This window comes from Pseudomonas sp. NBRC 111140 (assembly GCF_001320885.1).
Classification (GTDB): domain Bacteria; phylum Pseudomonadota; class Gammaproteobacteria; order Pseudomonadales; family Pseudomonadaceae; genus Aquipseudomonas; species Aquipseudomonas putida_P.
On record NZ_BCBQ01000032.1, the window covers coordinates 35,955 to 57,453 of the forward strand.

Annotated in this window: 24 protein-coding genes; 9 read left to right on the top strand and 15 right to left on the bottom strand. The window is 62.2% G+C overall.

All coding sequences use genetic code 11. The annotated features are described in order from the left end of the window. Positions 1 to 55: 55 nt before the first annotated feature. Together APH42_RS12860 and rlmF are read left to right on the top strand one after the other, a co-directional pair. Entirely contained in the window at positions 56 to 2,902 is a 2,847-nt protein-coding gene (locus tag APH42_RS12860; protein ID WP_012270678.1) for a valine--tRNA ligase, read from the top strand. A gap of 163 nt (positions 2,903 to 3,065) precedes the next feature. Beyond that, on the top strand, positions 3,066 to 4,016 hold the full coding sequence (gene rlmF / locus APH42_RS12865) for a 23S rRNA (adenine(1618)-N(6))-methyltransferase RlmF (protein ID WP_060493432.1): 951 nt from the start codon (positions 3,066 to 3,068) through the stop codon (positions 4,014 to 4,016). Between the two features lie 50 nt (positions 4,017 to 4,066). Here the strand turns inward: rlmF and APH42_RS12870 are convergent, their stop codons facing one another. Beyond that, entirely contained in the window at positions 4,067 to 4,348 is a 282-nt protein-coding gene (locus tag APH42_RS12870) for an HU family DNA-binding protein (RefSeq protein WP_003255106.1), read from the bottom strand. Positions 4,349 to 4,718: 370 nt separating this feature from the next. On the opposite strand from APH42_RS12870, the gene yejK reads away from it, so the two are divergent. Further along, positions 4,719 to 5,726 (top strand): nucleoid-associated protein YejK, encoded by a 1,008-nt coding sequence (gene yejK / locus APH42_RS12875; protein WP_012270676.1) that lies wholly within the window; start codon positions 4,719 to 4,721, stop codon positions 5,724 to 5,726. Here yejK and APH42_RS29190 read toward each other — a convergent pair. From APH42_RS29190 to APH42_RS12890, 4 genes are all read right to left on the bottom strand, one after another. Next, positions 5,674 to 6,015, bottom strand: coding sequence for a GIY-YIG nuclease family protein (locus tag APH42_RS29190; protein WP_012270675.1), 342 nt, complete (start codon positions 6,013 to 6,015; stop codon positions 5,674 to 5,676). The genes yejK and APH42_RS29190 overlap by 53 nt on opposite strands. Continuing rightward, positions 6,008 to 6,484: a nuclear transport factor 2 family protein gene (locus APH42_RS12880; protein ID WP_060493433.1), complete on the bottom strand. Its 477-nt coding sequence runs from the start codon at positions 6,482 to 6,484 to the stop codon at positions 6,008 to 6,010. Before APH42_RS12880 ends, APH42_RS29190 begins: the two co-directional genes overlap by 8 nt. A gap of 71 nt (positions 6,485 to 6,555) precedes the next feature. Continuing rightward, entirely contained in the window at positions 6,556 to 7,836 is a 1,281-nt protein-coding gene (locus APH42_RS12885) for an MFS transporter (protein WP_060493434.1), read from the bottom strand. Between the two features lie 13 nt (positions 7,837 to 7,849). Continuing rightward, entirely contained in the window at positions 7,850 to 8,500 is a 651-nt protein-coding gene (locus tag APH42_RS12890; RefSeq protein WP_012270672.1) for a FadR/GntR family transcriptional regulator, read from the bottom strand. A gap of 138 nt (positions 8,501 to 8,638) precedes the next feature. On the opposite strand from APH42_RS12890, the gene APH42_RS12895 reads away from it, so the two are divergent. Next, entirely contained in the window at positions 8,639 to 9,889 is a 1,251-nt protein-coding gene (locus APH42_RS12895) for an alkaline phosphatase family protein (protein ID WP_060493435.1), read from the top strand. On the opposite strand, the gene hisC is transcribed toward APH42_RS12895, so the two are convergent. The 10 genes from hisC to APH42_RS12945 all read right to left on the bottom strand — a co-directional run bounded on the left by hisC (position 9,837) and on the right by APH42_RS12945 (position 17,759). Then, on the bottom strand, positions 9,837 to 10,883 hold the full coding sequence (hisC, locus tag APH42_RS12900) for a histidinol-phosphate transaminase (RefSeq protein ID WP_060493436.1): 1,047 nt from the start codon (positions 10,881 to 10,883) through the stop codon (positions 9,837 to 9,839). The two genes, APH42_RS12895 and hisC, sit on opposite strands and share 53 nt — an antisense overlap. Before the next feature lie 2 nt (positions 10,884 to 10,885). Beyond that, complete coding sequence (hisD, locus tag APH42_RS12905) at positions 10,886 to 12,211, bottom strand: histidinol dehydrogenase (RefSeq protein ID WP_012270669.1); 1,326 nt, start codon at positions 12,209 to 12,211, stop codon at positions 10,886 to 10,888. Positions 12,212 to 12,337: 126 nt separating this feature from the next. Continuing rightward, positions 12,338 to 12,973 carry an ATP phosphoribosyltransferase gene (gene hisG, locus APH42_RS12910; RefSeq protein ID WP_012270668.1) on the bottom strand — a complete coding sequence of 212 codons (636 nt, stop codon included), beginning with the start codon at positions 12,971 to 12,973 and terminating at the stop codon, positions 12,338 to 12,340. A 92-nt stretch (positions 12,974 to 13,065) separates the two neighbouring features. Next, on the bottom strand, positions 13,066 to 14,331 hold the full coding sequence (murA, locus tag APH42_RS12915; RefSeq protein WP_012270667.1) for a UDP-N-acetylglucosamine 1-carboxyvinyltransferase: 1,266 nt from the start codon (positions 14,329 to 14,331) through the stop codon (positions 13,066 to 13,068). 23 nt (positions 14,332 to 14,354) lie between these two features. Beyond that, positions 14,355 to 14,594, bottom strand: a complete 240-nt coding sequence (locus APH42_RS12920) for a BolA family protein (RefSeq protein ID WP_003255121.1) — start codon at positions 14,592 to 14,594, stop codon at positions 14,355 to 14,357. A gap of 117 nt (positions 14,595 to 14,711) precedes the next feature. Then, positions 14,712 to 15,014 (bottom strand): lipid asymmetry maintenance protein MlaB, encoded by a 303-nt coding sequence (locus tag APH42_RS12925; RefSeq protein WP_012270666.1) that lies wholly within the window; start codon positions 15,012 to 15,014, stop codon positions 14,712 to 14,714. Beyond that, positions 15,011 to 15,658 (bottom strand): phospholipid-binding protein MlaC, encoded by a 648-nt coding sequence (locus tag APH42_RS12930; protein ID WP_012270665.1) that lies wholly within the window; start codon positions 15,656 to 15,658, stop codon positions 15,011 to 15,013. Before APH42_RS12930 ends, APH42_RS12925 begins: the two co-directional genes overlap by 4 nt. A 9-nt stretch (positions 15,659 to 15,667) precedes the next feature. Beyond that, the gene (gene mlaD, locus APH42_RS12935) at positions 15,668 to 16,153 is read right to left on the bottom strand and encodes an outer membrane lipid asymmetry maintenance protein MlaD (protein WP_012270664.1); all 486 of its coding nucleotides are present in this window, start codon (positions 16,151 to 16,153) and stop codon (positions 15,668 to 15,670) included. Further along, the gene (gene mlaE / locus APH42_RS12940) at positions 16,153 to 16,950 is read right to left on the bottom strand and encodes a lipid asymmetry maintenance ABC transporter permease subunit MlaE (protein ID WP_012270663.1); all 798 of its coding nucleotides are present in this window, start codon (positions 16,948 to 16,950) and stop codon (positions 16,153 to 16,155) included. The genes mlaD and mlaE overlap by 1 nt, the downstream gene beginning before the upstream one ends. Beyond that, on the bottom strand, positions 16,950 to 17,759 hold the full coding sequence (locus tag APH42_RS12945) for an ATP-binding cassette domain-containing protein (protein WP_012270662.1): 810 nt from the start codon (positions 17,757 to 17,759) through the stop codon (positions 16,950 to 16,952). Before APH42_RS12945 ends, mlaE begins: the two co-directional genes overlap by 1 nt. A gap of 248 nt (positions 17,760 to 18,007) precedes the next feature. Between APH42_RS12945 and APH42_RS12950 the strand changes: the two genes are divergently transcribed. Genes APH42_RS12950 through lptB form a run of 5 tightly spaced genes read left to right on the top strand, consistent with a single transcriptional unit; the run spans position 18,008 to position 21,337 of the window. Continuing rightward, a complete protein-coding gene (locus APH42_RS12950) occupies positions 18,008 to 18,982 on the top strand; it encodes an SIS domain-containing protein (RefSeq protein ID WP_012270661.1) in 975 nt (324 codons plus the stop codon). A gap of 12 nt (positions 18,983 to 18,994) precedes the next feature. Then, on the top strand, positions 18,995 to 19,519 hold the full coding sequence (locus APH42_RS12955) for an HAD family hydrolase (protein WP_012270660.1): 525 nt from the start codon (positions 18,995 to 18,997) through the stop codon (positions 19,517 to 19,519). A gap of 8 nt (positions 19,520 to 19,527) precedes the next feature. Further along, positions 19,528 to 20,100: an LPS export ABC transporter periplasmic protein LptC gene (gene lptC, locus APH42_RS12960; protein ID WP_012270659.1), complete on the top strand. Its 573-nt coding sequence runs from the start codon at positions 19,528 to 19,530 to the stop codon at positions 20,098 to 20,100. Continuing rightward, positions 20,087 to 20,611 (top strand): lipopolysaccharide transport periplasmic protein LptA, encoded by a 525-nt coding sequence (gene lptA, locus APH42_RS12965; RefSeq protein ID WP_012270658.1) that lies wholly within the window; start codon positions 20,087 to 20,089, stop codon positions 20,609 to 20,611. Before lptC ends, lptA begins: the two co-directional genes overlap by 14 nt. Next, positions 20,612 to 21,337, top strand: coding sequence for an LPS export ABC transporter ATP-binding protein (lptB, locus tag APH42_RS12970; RefSeq protein WP_012270657.1), 726 nt, complete (start codon positions 20,612 to 20,614; stop codon positions 21,335 to 21,337). It begins immediately after the preceding gene. Positions 21,338 to 21,499: the final 162 nt, after the last annotated feature.

The following is a 21,499-nucleotide window of genomic DNA, read 5'->3' on the forward strand; positions in this document are numbered from 1 at the left end:
TGCCTTCGTTATACTTTTCGGCTTTCCCGAATAAATGCACAGGGTCCCGCCGCGCATGGATAAGACCTACCAGCCGCACGCTATTGAAACTTCCTGGTACAACACCTGGGAGTCCGAGAACTATTTCGCCCCGCAAGGTGCAGGCGAGTCCTACACCATCATGATCCCGCCGCCGAACGTCACCGGCAGCCTGCACATGGGCCACGGGTTCAACAACGCGATCATGGACGCCCTGATCCGTTTCCGTCGCATGCAAGGCCGCGACACCCTGTGGCAGCCAGGCACCGACCACGCCGGTATCGCCACGCAGATGCTGGTCGAGCGCCAGCTCGAAGCCAAAGGCCAGAACCGTCATGACCTGGGCCGCGAAAAGTTCCTGGAAAAGGTCTGGGAGTGGAAGGATCAGTCCGGTGGCAACATCAGCCGCCAGATCCGTCGCCTGGGTTCGTCGGTAGACTGGAGCCGCGAGCGCTTCACCATGGACGACGGCCTCTCCGAAGCCGTTAAAGAAGCGTTCGTGCGCCTGCATGAAGACGGCCTTATCTACCGCGGCAAGCGCCTGGTCAACTGGGACACCAAGCTGCACACGGCCATCTCCGACCTCGAAGTGGAAAACCACGACGAGAAAGGCCACCTGTGGAACCTGCGCTACCCGCTGGCCGACGGCGCCAAGACCGCCGAAGGCCAGGATTACCTGGTCGTTGCCACCACGCGTCCAGAAACCCTGCTGGGTGACGCCGCCGTGGCCGTCAACCCGAACGACGAACGTTACCAGGCACTGATCGGCAAGTTCGTTGAACTGCCACTGGTCGGTCGCCGCATCCCGATCATCGCCGACGACTACTGCGACCCAGAATTCGGTACCGGTTGCGTGAAGATCACCCCGGCCCACGACTTCAACGACTACGAAGTCGGCAAGCGCCACAACCTGCCGCTGCTGAACATCTTCGACAAGAACGCCTTCGTGCTGGCCAGCGCCCAGGCCTTCAACCTCGACGGCAGCGTCAACGAGCAGGTCGACACCCGACTGCCAGCCCAGTACGCCAACCTCGACCGCTTTGTCGCGCGCAAGCAGATCGTCGCCGACCTGGACGCCCAGGGCCTGCTGGTCAGCATCGACGACCACGCGCTGAAAGTGCCGAAAGGCGACCGCTCCGGCACTGTCATCGAGCCGTGGCTGACCGACCAGTGGTACGTTTCCACCAAGCCGCTGGCAGAACCCGCCATCGCCGCTGTGGAAGATGGCCGCATCCAGTTCGTGCCCAAGCAGTACGAGAACATGTACTTCTCCTGGATGCGCGATATCCAGGACTGGTGCATCAGCCGCCAGCTGTGGTGGGGCCACCGCATTCCGGCGTGGTACGACGAGGCCGGCCAGGTCTATGTCGGCCGCGACGAGGCTGAAGTGCGCACCAAGCATAACCTGGGCGCCGACGTGGTCCTGCGCCAGGACGACGACGTGCTCGACACCTGGTTCAGCTCGGGCCTGTGGACCTTCTCCACCCTGGGCTGGCCGGAACAGACCGAATTCCTCAAGAAGTTCCACTCCACCGACGTATTGGTGACTGGCTTCGACATCATCTTCTTCTGGGTTGCGCGCATGATCATGCTGACCATGCACCTGATCAAGAACGAAGACGGCACCCCGCAGGTACCGTTCAAGACCGTGTACGTGCACGGCCTGGTACGTGACGGCCAGGGCCAGAAGATGTCCAAGTCCAAAGGCAACGTCCTGGACCCGCTGGACATCGTCGACGGCATCACCCTCGATGCCCTGCTGGAAAAACGCACCAGCGGCATGATGCAGCCCAAGCTTGCCGAAAAAATCGCCAAGCAGACCAAGGCCGAGTTCCCTGAAGGTATCGCCAGCTACGGCACCGACGCCCTGCGCTTCACCTTCTGCTCGCTGGCCTCCACTGGCCGCGACATCAAGTTCGACATGGGCCGCGTCGAAGGCTACCGCAACTTCTGCAACAAGATCTGGAACGCTGCCCGCTACGTGCTGGACAAGGGCGAAGACTGCGGCCAGAACGGCGAAGCCTACGAACTGTCGCTGGCCGACCGCTGGATCATCTCGCAACTGCAGCGCACCGAAGCCGAAGTGACCCGCCAGCTGGAGCAGTTCCGCTTCGACCTGGCCAGCCAGGCGTTGTACGAGTTCATCTGGAACCAGTACTGCGACTGGTACCTGGAGCTGTCCAAGCCGGTACTGTGGGACGAAAACGCCCCGGTCGAGCGCGCCCGTGGCACCCGCCGCACCCTGGTGCGCGTGCTGGAAGTAGCGCTGCGCCTGGCGCACCCGTTCATGCCGTTCATCACCGAAGAAATCTGGCAGCGCATCGCGCCGCTGGCTGGCATCGATGGCAAGACCATCATGCTGCAGCCGTGGCCAGTGGCCAATGAAGCGCGCATCGACGCCGCTGCAGAAGGCGACATCGAGTGGCTGAAAGAGCTGATGGTCGGCCTGCGCAACATCCGCGCCGAGATGAACATCGGCCCCGGCAAGCCGCTGCCGCTGTTCCTGAAGAACGCCAACGCCGACGACCAGCGCCGCCTGCAGGAAAACGAAGCGCTGCTGAAGAAGCTGGCCAAGGTCGAGTCGTTCACCGTCCTCGGCGATGCCGACGAAGCGCCGCTGTCGGCCACCGCACTGGTGGGCGATCTGCAGGTGCTGGTGCCGATGGCAGGCCTGATCGACAAAGACGCCGAGTTGGCTCGCCTGAACAAGGAAATCCAGCGTCTGCAAGGTGAAGTCCAGCGCGTGGGCGGCAAGCTGTCCAACGCCGCCTTCGTCGACAAGGCGCCGCCTGCGGTGATCGAGAAGGAGCGCGCCAAGCTGGCCGAGTCCGAGCAGGCCCTGGCCAACTTCACCGAGCAACATGCGCGGATTGCAGCGCTGTAACAATCTGATAGACCGCAGGGGCCGCGTTGCGGCCCTTTCGCGACACAAGGCCGCTCCTACAGGGACGGCGCCGGTTTGAAGGGCGCCGCTATCCTGTAGGAGCGGCCTTGTGTCGCGAAAGGGCTGCAAAGCAGCCCCACGGCCTGCAACACCGGATCCGACCATGACAGAAAAACCCACCCTGCACCCGCGCAACCGCCACCAGGGCCGCTACGACTTCCCCAGCCTGATCAAGGCCCACCCTGACCTGGCCCGCTTCACCATCACCAACCCCCACGGCAAACTCAGCATCGACTTCGCCAACCCCGAAGCCGTGCGGGTGTTCAACCGCGCCCTGCTCAAGGCCCAATACGGCATCCAGCACTGGGACATCCCCGCCGACTACCTGTGCCCGCCCATTCCAGGTCGCGCCGACTACATCCACGTGGCCGCCGACCTGTTGGCCGACGACAATGCGGGTGAGGTCCCCAAGGGCGCCCAGGTACGTGCGCTGGACATTGGCGTAGGTGCCAATTGCATCTACCCGCTGTTGGGCCACAGTGACTACCGCTGGCGCTTCCTCGGCTCGGACATCGACCCGGTGGCACTGGCCTCGGCCAAGGCCATCGTCCAGGCCAATGGCCTGGGCAAGGCCATCATTCTGCGCCAGCAGGCCAACCGTGCACACATCCTCAGCGGCCTGCTGCAAGAGGGCGAACGCTTCGACCTGACCCTGTGCAACCCGCCCTTCCATGCCTCACGCGACGAAGCCACCCGCGGCAGCCAGCGCAAGTGGAAAAACCTGGGCAAGCAGGACCCCAAGCGCAAACTGCCCGTGCTCAACTTCGGAGGCCAGAACAATGAACTGTGGTGCGAAGGCGGCGAAATCCGCTTTGTCAGCCAACTGGTTGGCGAAAGCGTGCAATATGCCGAGCGGGTGCTGTGGTTCACCAGCCTGGTGTCCAAGGCCAGCAACCTGCCAGGTATCGAGGCGGCGCTGAAAAAGGCGGGCGCCAAGGCCGTGCGCATCGTAGAGATGGGCCAAGGGCAGAAACAGAGCCGCATGGTCGCCTGGAGCTTCCATGACGCCGCTGCGCGCCTGGCCTGGCACGCACAGCGTAAATCACAGGCATGAAAAAACCGCGCCCGGGCAAGCCGGGCGCGGTTTCGTCAACGCTTCAACAATTACTTGTTGATGGCGTCGGTCAGCACTTTGGCTGGAACGAACTTGACGACTTTCTTGGCAGCGATTTCGATGGCAGCGCCAGTCGAAGGGTTGCGGCCGGTACGGGCAGGACGCTCGGAGACTTTCAGCTTGCCAATGCCTGGCAGAGTGATTTCAGCGCCGTTTTCCAGTTGGTCGGCAACGATCTGGCCCAGTTGCTCCAGAGCGTTCTTGGCGGTGGCTTTTGGCGCGGCGATCGATTCGGCGATGTCGGCAATCAGTTGGTCTTTGGTCAATGCCATGGTGGTGTTCCTTCCCTATCAAATTCGATGGTTATGCAGCGAACTACGACGTTATCGGGCCAGCCCCTTTTAGTGGAGGGCCGCGCCAATCGCGTATGTAGATACGTAAATCGGCGTTTGGTTCGACACGACGAAAGCACGCTGCCAGCAATGCGCCACACGAGGGGCGCAAGACCGCGCAAAACTACCACAGGAATGGATAAATATCCGCTGCACGCTTCGATTTAATGCAGGTTTTTCGGGGGTTTTAGCTTAATTCGTACAAAATTGAACAAAAAACGAACAACCGACATATCTGCCAACATACGGCCACTGCATCACCTTGCGTGTAGGGTAAACTTGGCGACTTTTGCAGCTCGCCGAGAATTCCATGCCAATTCGTCATTGCATCGTTCACCTGATCGACAAAAAGCCCGATGGCAGCCCCGCCGTGCTGCATGCTCGCGACTCTGAACTGGCGGCCTCCGATGCCATCGAAAACCTGCTGGCCGACCTCAATGACAGCTATAACGCCAAGCAAGGCAAGGCCTGGGGGTTTTTCCACGGCGAATCGGGGGCCTACCCGCTGAGCGGCTGGCTCAAACAGTACCTGGATGAGGAAAAGGACTTCACCGCCTTCAGCCGCGTCGCTGTCGAGCACCTGCAGAAGCTGATGGAAGAGTCCAACCTGTCCACCGGCGGGCACATCCTGTTTGCCCACTACCAGCAAGGCATGACCGAGTACCTGGCAATCGCCCTGCTGCACCACAGCGAAGGCGTGGCGGTGAACGCCGAGCTGGACGTCACCCCGTCACGTCACCTCGACCTTGGCCAGCTGCACCTGGCGGCGCGCATCAACCTGTCGGAGTGGAAGAACAACCAGAACTCCAAGCAGTACATTTCGTTCATCAAGGGCAAGAACGGCAAGAAGGTCTCGGATTACTTCCGCGATTTCATCGGCTGCCAGGAAGGCGTTGATGGCCCGGGCGAAACCCGTACCCTGCTCAAGGCCTTCAGCGACTTTGTCGAAAGCGAAGACCTGCCGGAAGAATCCGCCCGCGAAAAGACCCAGACCCTGGTCGAGTACGCCACCACCCAGACCAAGCTGGGCGAACCGGTGACGCTGGAGGAACTGTCCAGCCTGATCGACGAGGACCGGCCCAAAGCGTTCTACGACCATATCCGCAACAAGGACTACGGCCTGTCGCCGGAAATCCCCGCGGACAAACGCACACTGAACCAGTTCCGCCGCTTCACCGGGCGCGCCGAAGGCCTGTCGATCAGCTTCGAGGCGCACTTGCTGGGTGACAAGGTTGAATATGACGAAGCTGCGGGCACCCTGATCATCAAGGGGCTGCCGACGACGTTGGTCGATCAGCTGAAGCGCCGCAAGGACTGATTCCCCCAACGCCTTTGAAGGAGGCCACCAGTGCCTCCTTCGCCGACTTGCGCAGCCGCTTCACCAACCGTTCCTGGCGCAACGCTTCGCCTTTATCCGGCCACTGCTCCACATACACCAGCGCCTGGGCCGGGCTGGTCTTGAAGTAGCGGGCGCCCTGCCCCTTCTGATGTGCCACGAAGCGCCGTTGCGGATCATCGCTGATGCCGCAATACAACGAGCCATTGGCCGCCCGTACCAGGTAGACAAACCAGGGTTTACCAACCACAGGTTCGACGACTTCACTCACCTTGGGCCTGCTGGAAGGCGCGCAAACCCTTGAATGCTTGCAGGCGGACCTTGTTCTGCAACAGCGGCGACCAACCCAGCAACATGCCGGGCACCCCAAGCGCCTGCCGCGACCAGCGCCACAGGTCGAACGTGTCGTCATGCTGGCAGATCAGCCCATCGCGAATGACAAAGCGCGCCTGGATGTCATTGACCACGACGCGGCCGGTCTGGCTGAACAGGTAGGTTGCCACCCAGTGCGCAGCACCCGTGCGCTCATCAGCGCGGACGCTGTCGAACGTCAGGGTGAAGTTTTTGGCGCGGCTGGTGAGCATCCGCCACATATCGCCCGCGTCCTTGCCGCGCAGGGTCCCGAACACCGGGTCGCTGAAAACGATATCGTCGCTGTAGCAGGCCAGCATGGCCTCGGCATCCAGGCGCTGGAAGGCCTGGTAGAAGCGGGTGATCAGGTCGCGGTTGGCGTCGCTCATGGGGGCTGGTCCGTCCTCGGGTCGAAAGCAGCACGATAATCCGCCCCGAAGGCTTATACCAGTGCCGGCACTCAGACCTTCTCGCTTATCACCTGTACATGCAACGCCCGCCCGGCACCCAGCCCGAACACGATGGCGCCAGTACCCAGCACCGCGAAAATCCACCCCACTGCCGCCCAGCCCCCGGTCATGTCATGCACCAACCCCACCGCAAATGGCCCCATTGACGCCAGGGTGTAACCGACCCCCTGGGCCATGCTCGACAGGTTTGCCGCAACGTGCGCGTCCTTCGAGCGCAGCACGATCAAGGTCAGCGCCAGGGCAAAAGTACCGCCCTGCCCCAGACCAAGCACCACGGCCCAGCCCCACAGCCCGGAGATCGGTGCATACAGGCAACCGAACAACCCCGCCAGGGTGATCAACATGACCACCACGATAGCCAGCCGTTGGTCCTTGCCACGGGTGGCCAACCAAGGTGCTGTGAGCGAGCTGATCAACTGCACGATCACCGAGCCCGACAGCACCAGCCCCGCCTCGGTCGGGCTTAGGCCGCGGCCGATCAGGATCGACGGCAACCAGCCAAAGACGATGTAGGCCAACGACGACTGCAGCCCCATGTACAGGGTCACCTGCCAGGCCAGCGGGTCGCGCCACAGGCCACGCACGCGATAGGCAACCTTGTGCAGGCCATGCCCGTGCCGGGCCTGAGGCAGCCACACCAGCATGGCCAGCAAGGCCGGCAGCCCCCAGAAGCCCAGCCCCAGCGCCCAACTACCGTCGAAATGCTGGGCCAAGGGTACGGTGGCCCCCGCCGCCATGGCCGCGCCCAGGCACAAAGCCATGGTGTACAAACCGGTCAGCGTGCCAGCGTGCTGCGGGAAATCGCGCTTGACGATACCCGGCAGCAACACGCCGATAATGCCGATGCTGGCACCCGCCATCAGGCTACCGAGAAACACCCCGGTGACGCCAAATGTGCTTCGCACCCCGATACCCAGCGCCAGGGTAACCAGAATGCCGACGATCACCCGCTCGCTGCCAAAGCGCCGTGCCAGCGCAGGCGCCAGCGGCGCGAACAGGCCCAGGCACAGCACCGGCAAGGTGGTCAGCAAGCCTGCCTGCGAGGCATTGAGCCCCAGGCCCTCGGAGACCTGGCCCAGCACCGGCGCCATGCTCGACAGCGCCGGGCGCAAGTTCAACGCCACCAGCACCAGGCCCAGCAACAAAAACCAGGGCCGCCTCAGCAGCACGGGCTGCTGCTGCACCTGCTCGTCGTCAGCTTCAGCGTCGATCAGCAGCTCATCGAGCTCGCGCTCCTTTGGCGGGGTATTGCGTGTGATTGATTCAGCCATGGCCTTCTCGGAGTCAGGATTCGATGAGGGTACGGCTCAGGCGCTTGGCCCGCTCCGCGTCGCGTTGCTCGATGGCGTCGAGGATCTGCCCATGCAGGTCGAACGTGGCCTGGCAGCGTGGCACGGTCGCCATGTTGCGCTGCAGCGCGGCAGCCACCACCCCGGAAAAGTAACGATACAGCTCGCTTAACGCCGGGTTGTGGGCGGCATCGACCAGCCGTTGGTGAAACACCAGATCACACGTCACATAGGCATCGACATCCCCGTGAAAGTGCCCGGCACTGCCTGCCAGGGCATCACGTAGCGCCTGCAGGTCGGCGTCGGTACGTCGCAAGGCCGCCAGGCCGATAGCCTCGGTTTCGAGGATATGGCGGGTTTCACGGGCCTGCTCGGGGGTGCAGCGCGACATTGCCTGCACCGCCTGCAGCGGGTCCTGGGCCGTGCGCAGGTAGCTGCCATCACCCTGGCGGATTTCTACCAGGCCACTGAAAGCCAGCACGCGCATGGCCTCACGGACGGTGTTACGGCTGATGCCCAGCTGCAGGGCCAGTTCCGGTTCGGTCGGCAGGCGCTGGCCGACCTGCCAGTCGCCCAAAACGATGCGTTCGCGCATACGTTCAACCGCCAGTTCCACCAAGGAACGCTTGGTCAATTCTGTACTCATGCCACTCAACCAATCATCCGATGAATTTGCGCAGCTTACTGGATAGCGGGCAACGCCGTAAACCACCTGTCATTTCTGCCAGTTGTGGGCATAGGCCTTTGTTGCAACGCTCACAACGTACTCTCAAGGTATACGTTGATGCGACGCGTGAACCTGTTGTTACTGCTGCTCCTGGCCCTGCTGCCGGGCTGCGAGCCGGCCCGGCATCCAAGCCAGCCCAAAGCCTTGTTCATTGGCCTTGGCGGCGTGCAATTGCAGCAGTACCTGCAACTGGGCGACGCCACCAACTTGGCGCAACGGCTTTACTACGGCAAGGCCTACGCCGGTGGCATCAATGGCACGGCCAGCGAACAACCGACCTTGAGCGGTCCCGGCTGGGTCACCTTGCTGACCGGCGTGTGGAGCAACAAACATGGCGTTGACTCAAACGCCGACTCACAGCGGGTAAACCCGGCCTTTCCCAGCCTGTTCAAGCGGTTACGCCAGGCTTTCCCCAACGCTTACCTTGCCAGCATCGTCAACTGCCCCCCCATCAACACGGCATTTCTGCTGGAAGACGCGCACGGCGCCGACGTGCGCGAAAGTGGTTTGACGGATGCACAGGTGACCGAACGTACGTTGCAGATCCTCGGCAATACACCTGCCGACTTCACCTTCATTCAACTGGACGAACCTGACCAAGTCGGCCACAACGAGGGTTACGGCCAGCGCTACCTGCAGGCATTGCGCAAGGTGGACATCGAGATCGGGCATTTACTGGACAAGGTGGACCAGCGGCGCCGCATGTTCCCGCAGGAAGACTGGCTGGTTATCGTCAGCACCGACCACGGCCGGGATTATTGGGGAAAAGGCCACGGCAGCGTTTCAGAGCAGGAGAAGAGCATCTTCATCGCCAGCAGCAAGCCGCTGAATCAGGAACTGACCGAACTGAGCATTCCCGCAGAAATGCCTGGCCCCAACAACCTGTATGGGCTACCTGCGCAAACCTCGGTAGCGCCCACGGTGTTGCGCCACATGGGCCTCAAGCTGCAGCCGGAGTGGCTACTGGACGGCACACCTTTACTGGGCAACACCGGCGTACGCAAGGTGCGGGCCGATGAGAAGACAGGGCGGCTGCGCTGGAACAGCAACGCCGATGGCTACCTGACGATCATCAAGAACGGGCAAGTGGTTGCCCAGGTAGCAGCCAGCGACGGGCAATGGACTGATCCGGAGGGCATGGGAAAGCAGAACGATTATGTGCTGGTGCTCGATGGTACACCGGCGGCGGTGCGCAACCGGCCGGCGGCCAAGGCGTTCGTCACCCCAGGCCGCCCCGCGAAGGCTGCGGATACAGTCAGCTCAACGCGTCCAGCAGCGCCTGGTTCATCTCCGGTGTACCGATGGTGATACGCAGGAACTGGGCGATGCGTGGCTGTTTGAAGTGGCGCACGATCACGCCCTGCTCGCGCAGCCGTGCCGCCAGCTCGCCGGCATCCTGCTGCGGGTGGCGGGCGAAGATGAAGTTGGCCGCTGATGGCAACACCTCGAAGCCCTTGGCCTGCAGCTCGCCAACCAGCACTTCGCGGCTTTCGATCACCTTGCGGCAGGTTTGCTCGAAGTACTCGCGATCCTCGAACGCCACCGCCGCGCCGACGATGGCCGCACGGTCCAACGGGTAGGAGTTGAAGCTGTTCTTGATTCGCTCCAGCGCCTCGATCAGGTCGGGGTGCCCAACCGCCAGGCCAACGCGCAAGCCTGCCAGCGAACGCGACTTCGACAGCGTCTGGGTCACCAACAGATTATCGTAGCGGTCCACCAGGCTGATGGCCGTTTCACCACCGAAATCAATGTAGGCCTCATCCACCACCACCACCGAATCACGGTTGGCCAGCAGCAATTGCTCCACCGCTTGCAGCGGCATCAAGCAGCCGGTCGGCGCGTTGGGGTTGGGGAAGATGATGCCTGCATTGGGCTTGTTGTAATCCTCGATGCGGATCTGGAACTGCTCGTCCAGCGCCACCTGTTCGAAGGCGATACCGTACAGGCCACAGTACACCGGGTAGAAGCTGTAGCTGATATCGGGGAACAGCAGCGGTGCATCGTGCTGGAACAGACCGTGGAAGATGTGCGCCAGCACCTCGTCCGAGCCGTTGCCGACAAACACTTGCGCCGGTGTCACGCCGTAGTACTCGGCCACCGCTTGTTTGAGGCGATCACCGTTCGGGTCCGGGTACAAGCGCAGGTTGTCGTTCAACTCGCCACGCATGGCCTCCAGCGCCTTGGGCGACGGGCCATAGGGGTTTTCGTTGGTGTTCAGCTTGACCAGGCGGGCCAGCTTGGGTTGCTCGCCCGGCACGTAAGGCACCAGGTCCTTGACGAAGGGGCTCCAGAATCGACTCATGCTCAGTTCCCCTTGTCTTGGGTCAGGATACGGTATTCGGCGCTACGGGCGTGGGCGGTCAGCGACTCGCCACGGGCCAGGACCGAGGCGGTGTGGCCCAATTCGGATGCACCCTGCTCGGAGCAGAAGATGATCGACGAACGCTTCTGGAAGTCATACACCCCCAGCGGCGACGAGAAGCGCGCGGTGCCGGAGGTGGGCAGCACGTGGTTGGGGCCGGCGCAGTAGTCGCCCAGCGCTTCGCTGGTGTGGCGGCCCATGAAGATCGCGCCAGCGTGGCGAATGTGCGGCAGCCAGGCCTGCGGGTCGGCCACCGACAGCTCCAGGTGCTCCGGGGCGATGCGGTTGGCCACATCCATGGCCTGCTGCATGTCACGCACCTGGATCAGCGCGCCACGGCCATTGATCGACTTCTCGATGATCTCGGCACGCTCCATGGTCGGCATCAGCTTGTCGATGCTGGCGGCAACGCGGTCGAGGAAGGCGGCATCCGGGCTAACCAGAATGGCCTGGGCGTCTTCGTCGTGTTCGGCCTGGGAGAACAGGTCCATGGCGATCCAGTCCGGGTCGGTCTGGCCGTCGCAGACCACGAGGATTTCTGACGGGCCGGCGATCATGTCGATGCCTACCTGGCCGAACACGTGGCGCTTGGCGGTGGCAACGTAGATGTTGCCAGGGCCGACGATCTTGTCGACCTGCGGCACGCTTTCGGTACCGTAGGCCAGCGCAGCGACAGCCTGAGCCCCCCCGACGGTGAACACACGGTCGACACCGGCGATGCACGCGGCGGCCAGCACCAGTTCGTTGACCTCACCACGCGGGGTCGGCACTACCATCACCACTTCGGCCACGCCGGCAACCTTGGCCGGGATGGCGTTCATCAGCACCGACGACGGGTACGACGCCTTGCCGCCTGGCACGTACAGGCCAGCACGGTCCAGTGGGGTGACTTTCTGGCCGAGCACGGTGCCGTCGGCTTCGGTGTACTGCCAGGAGTCCTGCTTCTGCCGTTCGTGGTACATGCGCACACGGTTGGCGGCCTTTTCCAGGGCTTCGCGCTGGATAGGGGTAATGCGGGTCAGCGCCAGTTCCAGGCGTTCGCGGTTGAGGATCAGGTCTTCAATCGACTTCGCATCGACACCATCGAAACGCTGGGTGAATTCCACCAGCGCGGCATCGCCACGCTCACGCACGGCCTTGATGATGTCGAGCACGCGCTGGTTGACCGCGTCATCAGACACACTTTCCCAGCTCAGCAGATGATCCAGATGTCGGGCGAAATCCGGATCAGCAGCGTTGAGACGGGCAATTGCAGTGGACACGGTCATGGCGAGGGCCTCGATTATTAGCGAATGCTCAGGCGCCCTAGGCTACCAGTCCATCCGCGCGGGCACCTGAGAAAAATGGCTATGACGCGGATAGACGGGCGCGACAGCGAAGGCCGCGCTCAGGAATCAGCCGCGGTGTCGCGATTCGACCGCTTGGCGCAGCGTGTCGATCAAGTTCTGGATGCGGGCGTGCTGCATCTTCATGGAGGCTTTGTTGACCACCAGGCGCGAGCTGATCGTGGCGATCAGTTCCTGGGGCTCCAGGCCGTTGGCACGCAGGGTGTTGCCGGTGTCGACCACGTCGATGATCTTGTCGGCAAGGTTGATCAGCGGTGCCAGCTCCATCGAGCCATACAGCTTGATGATGTCGACCTGGCGGCCTTGTTCGGCGTAGTAGCGCTTGGCTACGTTGACGAACTTGGTGGCCACACGCAGGCGGCCCTTGGGCTCGGGTGCGCCGACCACGCCAGCGGTCATCAGCTTGCACTGGGCAATCTGCAGGTCCAGGGGCTCGTACAGGCCCTGGCCGCCGTACTCCATCAGCACGTCCTTGCCGGCCACACCCAGGTCGGCAGCACCATGCTCGACATAGGTCGGCACATCGGTGGCACGCACGATCAGCAGGCGCACGTCGTCCTGCGTGGTGGGGATGATCAGTTTGCGGCTCTTGTCCGGGTTCTCGGTCGGCACGATACCGGCCTCGGCCAGCAACGGCAGGGTATCGTCGAGAATACGGCCTTTGGAAAGCGCGATGGTCAACATTGGAACGTCGGTCCTTAAGCGGCTGCTGCCGGCCAGGTCATCGACCTGGCCGCATTCAATTCGAAAGGTGCGTCCTTGCACCAGCGGGCTGTTTAGCCCGGTACGCGGCGGATTTTTGCGCCGAGCATCTGCAGTTTCTCTTCGATACACTCGTAACCACGGTCGATGTGGTAGATGCGATCGATCAACGTATCGCCTTCGGCAACCAGCGCCGACAATACCAGGCTGGCGGAAGCTCGCAGGTCGGTGGCCATGACCGGCGCGCCTTTCAGCGCCTTGACGCCGGTGACGATGGCAGTGTTGCCTTCGACCTGGATCTGCGCGCCCATGCGGTGCATTTCGTAAACGTGCATGAAGCGGTTTTCGAAGATGGTCTCGATCACCGCGCCAGTGCCTTCGGCAATGGCGTTCAGCGAGATGAACTGCGCCTGCATGTCGGTCGGGAACGCCGGGTACGGGGCCGTACGCAGGTTGACGGCTTTGGGCCGCTTGCCATGCATGTCCAGCTCGATCCAGTCTTCACCAGTGTTGATGTCAGCGCCGGCTTCCTTGAGTTTTTCCAGTACGGCTTCAAGGATGGTCGGGTCGGTGTCCTTGACCTTGACGCGGCCACCGGTCACGGCGGCGGCGACCAAGTAGGTACCGGTTTCGATACGGTCCGGCATCACACGGTAGTTGGCCGAGTGCAGGCGCTCGACGCCATCGATGGTGATGGTATCGGTGCCAGCGCCCTGGACGTTGCCGCCCATGGCGTTGATGAAGTTGGCCAGGTCAACCACTTCAGGCTCGCGCGCGGCGTTCTGCAGCACGCTGCGGCCCTTGGCCAGGGCTGCGGCCATCATGATGTTCTCGGTACCGGTCACGCTCACGGTGTCGAAGAAGAAGTGCGCGCCACGCAGGCCACCTTCAGGTGCCTTGGCCTTGATGTAGCCGCCTTCTACTTCGATCTTCGCACCCATGGCCTCAAGGCCGCGGATGTGCAGGTCGACCGGGCGCGAACCAATGGCGCAGCCGCCAGGCAAGGCCACTTCGGCTTCGCCGAATCGGGCAACCATCGGGCCCAGCACCAGGATCGAGGCGCGCATGGTCTTGACCAGTTCGTAAGGCGCAACCAGGGTCTTGATGGTACGTGGGTCGATCTCCACCGACAGCTTTTCGTCGATAACAGGCTCGATGCCCATGCGCCCGAACAGCTCGATCATGGTGGTGATGTCGTGCAGGTGTGGCAGGTTGCCCACGGTGACCGGGCCATCGGCCAGCAGGGTCGCCGCCAGAATCGGCAGGGCTGCGTTTTTCGCGCCCGAAATGCGGATCTCGCCGTCAAGACGAGCGCCGCCAGTAATAATCAGTTTGTCCATTGGAATCTCGCCGCCAAGTTGGCTCAGGTGCGCTCAGCCCAGGCTGCGCTGCTGAAAAATTTCATGGTTACCGCATGGATGCTGCCATTGGCGATCCACGGATTCAGGTGAGCATAGATCGCCTGCTGGCGTTTGACCGGGCTCAGGCCAGCCAACTCGTCGCTGATCACGTTCAACTGGAAGTTGCAGCCTTCGCCTTCAACTTCGACCCGGGAACCCGGCAATTTCTCTTCAAGGAAGCTTTTAACTTCTACGGCCTGCATGCTCAACCTCAATCGGCGCCCGATGCGCACGGGTCGGCCATCATACAAAAAAGCCCCTCGCCTGCGAAGCCCAACGAAGGCTTCGCTGACCGAGGGGCCATCATCCGCGCCGGGCCATCAGGTTGCCAGCACTTCATCAAGGTCATAGACCCCGGCAATTTCCCGCATGTCGTCGGGCATGCCACGTACCTCGCACGCCTTGCCGGTGGCCTGCGCGTCGCGAATGTACGCAAGCAATAGCGACAAGCCGACACTCGACGACTTCTCGACAGCCGAGCAATCAAGCACCAGACGTGGCTCGCGAGAACCGTCGATCAGCGCCTTGCCCTGCTTGCGCAAGGCCGGGCCGCTGCGGTAGTCCAGCACACCCGCCAGGCGCAGTACGCCCGGCTCGGCCATGCTCACACCGGCCTCACTCATTGGACGGTCTTCTCTGGCGAGTTGTCGGCCGCCTGCTTGGCCTTGGCCACTTCGCCGGCCCAGCCATCGATGGTCTTGTCCAGGTCGTTGCCGTTGCGCTGCATGGCATCGGCGAACTGATCGCGGAACAGTTTGCCAATATTGATGCCATTGACGATCACGTTACGCACCTTCCACTCACCGCCGATGTTTTCCAGGGTGTACTGCACCGGGTACACGGCACCGTTGTTGCCGGTCACCTTCATGCCGACACTGGCGCGCTTGCCGTCATCGGCCTTGGCCGGATCGACAACGATACCCTGGTTGTTGTATTCGAGCAGGGCATTGCCATAGAACTGCATCAGGCTGCGCTTGAAGTTTTCCTGGAAGCGCTGCATCTGCTCCGGGGTAGCCTTGCGCGAGTACTTGACGGTCATGATGCTGCGGGAAATACCGTCTGCGTCCACCACCGGTCCAAGAATGCGGTTCAGCGATTCATAGAAGGCGTTGGGGTTGGACTTGTACTGCTCCTTGTTGGCCTTGAGGTCGCCGAGCAGTTCATTGGTGGTGCCCTGGACCACATCGTGCGGTGTCTGCGCAGCCATGGTCAGCAAGGGGAAGGCCGCCAGCAGGACCAGCAAGCCACGTCGCAGGATCGAAATCATGGAAACTCCTTAATTAGCCGGTTGCGCTTCTTTCGGTTCCTTGCCAACAGAGTTGAGCAGGAACTTGCCAATCAGATCTTCCAGCACCAGTGCCGACTGGGTGTCATGGATGGTCGCGCCCTCCTTGAGCACCTGGTCTTCACCGCCCACGCTGATGCCGATGTACTTCTCGCCAAGCAGACCTGCGGTCAGGATCGAGGCAGTGGAGTCGGTCGGCAGGTTGTCCACCGACTTGTCCAGTTGCAGCGTCACCCGACCGGTGTAGGAATCACGGTCCAGATCGATGGCGGTGACCTTGCCGATGGTCACACCGGCCATTGTCACTTTAGCTCTGACCGTCAAACCGGCGATATTGTCGAAGTAGGCATAAACTTTATAGGTATCGCTGCTCGGGCTGGCCGACAGCCCGCTGACTCGCAGGGCCAGCAGCAGCAGCGCCAGGATCCCGGCCAGGAGGAACAGGCCGACACCGATTTCCAGGGTGCGGTTTTGCATCAGAAATCTCCAAACATCAAGGCGGTCAGAATAAAGTCCAGACCCAGCACTGCCAACGAGGCATAGACCACGGTCTTGGTGGTGGCACGGCTGATCCCTTCTGAGGTGGGCTCACAGTCGTACCCCTGGAAAACGGCGATCCAGGTTGTGACGAAAGCGAACACCAGGCTCTTGACCAGCCCGTTGAGCACGTCGTCAGTGAATGAAACACTGTTCTGCATGTTGGCCCAGAACGAGCCCTCGTAGACGCCCAGCCAGTCCACCGCCACCCACGAGCCACCCCAGATACCGACCACGCTGAAGATCAGCGCCAGCAGCGGCAGCGAGATGAAACCGGCCCACAAACGTGGCGCAACGATGTACTTGAGCGGGTCGACGCCAATCATTTCCAGGCTCGACAACTGCTCGGTGGACTTCATGTTGCCGATTTCGGCGGTCAACGCGGAACCGGCACGGCCCGCGAACAGCAGCGCCGTCACCACCGGGCCAAGCTCACGCAGCAGGGTCAGGGCAACCATTTGCCCTACCGCCTGTTCCGAGCCGTATTTGGTCAGGATGCTGTAACCCTGCAGCGCCAGCACCATGCCGATGAATACCCCGGACACGACAACGATCGCCAGCGACAGCACACCCACCGAGTACAGCTGCTTGGTCAGCAGTTGGAAGCCGCCGCCAATGCCGCCGCGACCGACCAGCGCATGGAACAGGAACAGGCACGAACGCCCGAGCACGGCCAGCACGTCGATTGCCGAACGGCCCAGCAGACGGACACGTTCGAGTAAGGATTTTCTGCGCATCAACGCGCCCCCAGCAGGTCGGCGCGGTAGTCAGGCGCGGGAAAGTGGAAGGGTACCGGGCCGTCCGGGTCGCCTTTCATGAATTGGCGAATCCGTGGGTTGTCCGAGCCCATCAGCTCATCAGGCGTGCCCTGGCCCAGCACCTGACCATCACCTACCACGTAGATGTAATCGGCAATGCTGGCGGTTTCTGCCAGGTCATGGGAAACCACGATGCTGGTGATGCCCAGGGCGTCGTTGAGCAGGCGGATCAGGCGCACAAGTACCCCCATGGCGATCGGGTCCTGGCCGACGAACGGTTCGTCGTACATGAGGATCTGCGGGTCCAAGGCAATCGCTCGAGCCAGCGCCACTCGGCGCTTCATGCCACCGGACAGCTCGTCGGGCATCAGGTCGATGGCGCCGCGCAGGCCCACGGCCTGCAGCTTCATCAACACGATGTCACGGATCATTTCATCCGACAGCTGGGTATGCACGCGCAGCGGGAACGCGACGTTCTCGAACACGTCGAGGTCGGTGAACAGCGCGCCGCTCTGGAACAGCACACCCATCTGCTTGCGGGCGTCGAACAGGTCGCTGCGCGACAGCGTCGGCAGGTTCTGGCCGGCCACCCATACCTCACCGCTGGAAGGGCGCAGCTGCGCGCCCATCAGGCGGAGCAACGTGGTCTTGCCGCAACCCGATGGTCCCATGATGCCGGTGACCTTGCCGCGCGGGATGCGGATGTCGACGTTGCTGAAAATGCTGCGCGAACCGCGTTTGAAGGTAACCCCCTTCAACTCGACCGCGTAGGCGCTATCCACACTCATCTAGACTCCTTGCTAGTGCAGCCTCGTCCTAATGGACGCCGGCCTCCATCAGGAAGGCACACGCACCCCTGGCAGGCCGAATAGCGGCGAACTATAGCACCGCTGACAGCGCCGCCCCAAGGCCAGGCAAGCAGTCGTTCAGCCCCGAGACAGGCTTTGATGACATTCGCTACAGCAATCGAAGGGGTGAGGGTTTTCTTCATTGCGCGTATAATCGCGGCCTTTTCATCAGGCACTGCTTTTTCGACATGAGCCAATCCAGCGAGCTGATCCAATCCGCCCAACGCACCCTGCGCCTGGAACTCGAGGCCGTAGAGGCCCTGCTGGCGCGCATCGACGACAATTTCGTCAAGGCCTGCGAACTCATCCTGGCCAGCAAGGGCCGGGTTGTCGTGGTCGGCATGGGCAAGTCCGGGCACATCGGCAACAAGATCGCCGCAACCCTCGCCAGCACCGGCACCCCGGCGTTTTTCGTACATCCGGCCGAAGCCAGCCATGGCGACATGGGCATGATCACCCGCGATGATGTCATCCTTGCCCTGTCGAATTCCGGCAGCACTGCCGAAATCGTCACCCTGCTGCCGCTGATCAAACGCCTGGGCATCAAACTTATCAGCCTGACCGGCAACCCGGACTCGCCGCTGGCCCAGGCCGCCGAGGTCAACCTCGACGCCCGTGTCGAGCAAGAAGCCTGCCCGCTCAACCTGGCGCCCACCTCCTCCACCACGGCATCGCTAGTACTGGGTGACGCGCTGGCCATCGCCCTGCTCGAGGCCCGCGGCTTCACCGCCGAGGACTTCGCCTTCTCGCACCCAGGCGGTGCGCTGGGCCGCCGCCTGCTGCTGAAGGTCGAGAACGTCATGCACAGCGGCGATGAGCTGCCTCAGGTACCTCGCGGCACCCTGCTCAAGGATGCGCTGCTTGAAATGTCCCGCAAAGGTTTGGGCATGACCGTGATCGTCGAGCCCGATGGCAAGCTGGCCGGGATCTTCACCGACGGCGACCTGCGCCGCAGCCTGGACCGCAACATCGATGTGCACACCACCCTGATCGACCAGGTCATGACCGTTCATGGCAAAACCGCGCGGGCCGAAATGCTCGCCGCCGAAGCCCTGAAGATCATGGAAGACCACAAGATCGGCGCCCTGGTGGTGGTGGACCGCGAGGACCGCCCGACCGGCGCCCTGAACATGCACGACCTGCTGCGCGCCGGCGTAATGTAAAGGAGCGATGGAATGAACCAGGACCTCATGCAACGCGGCAAGAGCATCAAGCTCGCGGTATTCGACGTGGACGGCGTGCTCACCGACGGGCGCCTGTACTTCCTCGAGGACGGCAGCGAATTCAAGACCTTCAACACGCTCGATGGCCAGGGCATCAAGATGCTCATGGCCTCGGGGGTGACCACCGCCATCATCAGCGGGCGCAAGACCCCGGTGGTCGAGCGTCGCGCCAAGAACCTCGGTATCCCGCACCTGTATCAGGGGCGCGAGGATAAATTGGTGGTGCTTGACGGCCTGCTCGCCGAACTGGGCCTAAGCTATGATCAAGTGGCCTACCTGGGGGATGACCTGCCCGACCTGCCGGTGATTCGCCGGGTGGCACTGGGCATGGCTGTAGCCAACGCCGCACCGTTCGTACGCCAGCACGCTCATGGCGTGACCCAGGCACGCGGTGGCGAAGGCGCGGCCCGTGAATTCTGCGAACTGATCATGCAGGCCCAGGGCACCCTGGACGCTGCCAACGCCAACTACCTGTAAGGCTGCCCATGTTCAGCAAGAAAGCCCGAAACATTGTGCTGCTCGGGGCGATCGCCGCCCTGCTGGTAGCCATTGGCTACTGGAATGTCAGCCCGGAAAGCTTCCTCGACAAGCCGGTGGCCCAAGTCGACGAAAGCGCCATCGACTATTACGCGATCAACGCCCACAGCGTGCAGTTCCTGCCCGACGGCAAGCTGCAGTACGAAATGACCGCCGACAAGGTCGAGCACCTCAAGGCCAGCGAAATTACCCTGCTGACCACGCCGGACCTGCACATGTACCGCGGCACCGAATACCCGTGGCACGTGCAAAGCACCCGCGCCGAGGTCAACCCGGACGGTACCGAGGTCGAGCTGATCGACAAGGTACGGGTTGCCCGCACCGACGAAAAGCAGCGTGAAACCATCATTACCAGCTCACGCATGACCGTGTTCCCGCAGAAGCAATATGCGCAGACCGAGCAAGCCGTTAGAATCGACGGCGCCGGTGGCACAACTACGGGCAAAGGAATGAAAGCGTATTTGAAAGAAGGCAAGATGGACTTGCTCTCTAACGTAAGAGGACAGTATGAGGCTCGTTAAAACCCTCCCCCTTTTGCTCAGCCTGAGCGCAGCACTGGGAAGCGCGAGCGCCCTCGCCCTGCCGAATGACCGTGACCAGCCTATCCGCATCCAGGCCGATAACGCCCACCTGGATGACAAGCAAGGCGTGGCCACCTACACCGGCGACGTGATCATCACCCAGGGTTCGATGATGATCAAAGGCAACACCGTGACCATCACCCGTTCCGCCTCCGGCGATATCGACGTGGTGACCTCGGTGGGCAACCTGGCCTACTTCGAGCAGCAGCAGAGCGCCGCCAAGCCGGACAAGATGAAGGGCTGGGGCGTGACCATCCAGTACCAGTCGCAGAAGGACCTGGTGATCCTCACCGACCGCGCCAAGGTCGAGAACGAAGGCAACACCACCGAAGGCGAGAAGATCGTCTACAACACCCAGACCCAGGTGGCGACCGCCGGTCGCGGTGGCAACGTGACTACACCGCGTCAGCGTATCGACATGGTGATCCAGCCCAAGAAGAAGGCCGAGTAAATGGCAACCCTCAAAGCCCAGCACCTGGCCAAGAGCTACAAGGGCCGGCAGGTGGTACGTGATGTCAGCCTGTCGATCGACAGCGGCCAGATCGTCGGCCTGCTCGGCCCTAACGGCGCCGGCAAGACCACCTGCTTCTACATGATCGTCGGGCTGGTCCAGGCCGAACAGGGCCGGGTACTGATCGACAACCTCGATGTCAGCCATCAGCCCATGCATGGCCGTGCGCGCGCCGGTATCGGCTACCTGCCGCAGGAAGCTTCGATCTTCCGCAAGCTGTCGGTGGCCGACAACATCATGGCCATCCTCGAAACCCGCAAGGACCTGGACCGCGAAGGCCGCCGCAAGGAGCTGGAAAGCCTGCTGCAGGAGTTCCACATCAGCCACATCCGCGACAACCTCGGCATGAGCCTGTCCGGCGGTGAACGCCGCCGCGTCGAAATTGCCCGCGCCCTGGCGACCGCACCCAAGTTCATCCTGCTGGACGAACCGTTCGCAGGTGTCGACCCGATCTCGGTCGGCGACATCAAGCAGATCATCCACCACCTCAAGGCCAAAGGTATCGGTGTACTGATCACCGACCACAACGTGCGTGAGACCCTGGATATCTGCGAAACCGCCTACATCGTCAACGATGGCCGGTTGATTGCCGAAGGCGACGCCGAAACCATCCTTGCCAACGATCTGGTCAAAGAGGTTTACCTGGGCCACGAGTTCCGCCTCTGACCCGAGGCGCGCCTGGAGTACCGGCAAATAGCCCCAAAACTACGGGTAAAGTTGTTACGGTACTCTAGGCAAACGCTACAATTTAAGGCATAAAACTTGCTTGATCTGGCGCCTCGGCGCCCTCGTGTAGTGGATGGCGCATGCGCGCCGGCGAACAAGGTA